Annotated in this window: 1 protein-coding gene; it reads left to right on the top strand. The window is 77.7% G+C overall.

Going from position 1 to position 1,465, the window contains the following annotated elements; genetic code table 11:
- Window positions 1-71: 71 nt before the first annotated feature.
- A partial coding sequence (locus AB0P24_RS47850) for a phosphopantetheine-binding protein (protein WP_365805780.1) occupies window positions 72-1,465 on the top strand: 1,394 nt, incomplete at its 3' end.

Here is a 1,465-nt window from a genome sequence, read left to right as displayed (position 1 = left end):
TGCGCACCGCCGCCGGAGACCTCCTGCCCGGTGCCCTCGCACCGGCCCGACGAGTCGTGGAGACGACGACTGTGACGACGAACCAGCCGCACGGCACCCCCGCCGACCGGGACGCGCTGATCGCCGAGTTCCTGCGCACCAGCCGGGAGATGGTCGCCGCCCAGCGCGACGTGCTGCTCACCTACTTCGGGGCGACCCAGGTACAGGTGCCGGCCGCGCCGGTGCTGCAACAGCTGCCGCCCGCAGAAGTGCTCGCACCCCAGCCGCAGCCGGCAAAGCCCGCCGTCGCGGCCGCCTCGGTGGCCGAACCCGAGGCGGCGGCCGACGTCGAGCGGGTCGTCCTGGAGATCATCAGCGAGCGCACCGGCTACCCCGTCGACATGATCGAGCCCGACCTCGATCTGGAGGCGGACCTGAGCATCGACTCGATCAAGCGCGCCGAGATCGCGGGCGAACTGGCCAAGCGCCTCGGCATAGCGGGCGGCGCGGAGACCCTGGACGACGCCGAGCTGGAGGACCTGGCGAAGGCCCGCACGGCGGCCGCGGTCACGGGGTGGCTGAAGGCGCGGGTCGACGCGGGCGGTGCCGGCCCGGCCCCGGCGGCCACCGGGACGCCGGGCGACGGCCATGACGCAGGCGGTGTGATGCCGGTTCCGGGCCCGGCGGCCGCGAAGCCTGCCGGCGGGGGTGGTGCCGACCCGGACCCGGGTCCCGGGACCGGCGAGCCGCTCGCCGGGGTGGCCCCCAAACGCTTCGTCCTGCGGCCCGTCGCCCTGGCCGAGCCGGACGCCGAGGCCGATCCCGGCGCTCTGCTCGCCAGCCGGCGGTTCGTGCTGCTCGGCGCGGAAGCGGGGCCCGCCGCCGCCCAGATCGCGGCACGGCTCGCCGCCTGCGGGGCGGAAACCGTGACCCTGCCGGCCGGCCATCTGCTCGGGGCGGCGGACGGGACCGTGGACGGGGTGCTGTACCTCGGCGGCCTGCCCGGGGCCGCGGAGACCCCGGTCCTGCCGGACGCCTTCCCGGCGCTGCGCGCGGCCCTCGCGCGCGGCCCGCGCTGGCTGCTGGCCGTCCGCCCCGCCGACGGCGCGGACGCGGCACGCTCGGCCGGGCTGCACGGGCTGTTCCGTACCGTGGCCCGGGAGTACCCGGACACCGTCGCCCGGGTCGTGACCCTCGGGGACACCGCCCCGAACGCGGTCGCCGACGCACTGCTCGCCGAGCTGCTCGCGCCGGAACCGGCTCCGGTCGTGCTGCGCACGGCCGCCGGACGGCAGGGCCTGGACATGGTCGAGGCGGCGCCCGGCGCGCTCGGCGGCACCGGTGCCGGACCGGCGGGAGCGGGCGCCGCGGAGGCCGCCGCCCTCGGCCTCGACCGGGATTCGGTGGTGCTGCTGGTGGGTGGGGCCAGGGGCATCACCGCGAAGTTCGCGGCCACTCTCGCCGGCGCCTGCCGCTGCCGGATCGA

Origin of the sequence: Streptomyces sp. NPDC086519, from assembly GCF_040686075.1 — a bacterium.
Classification (GTDB): domain Bacteria; phylum Actinomycetota; class Actinomycetes; order Streptomycetales; family Streptomycetaceae; genus Streptomyces; species Streptomyces shenzhenensis.
Note: the sequence above shows the minus strand (reverse complement) of the source record. Positions and strands in the feature narration are given on the sequence as shown.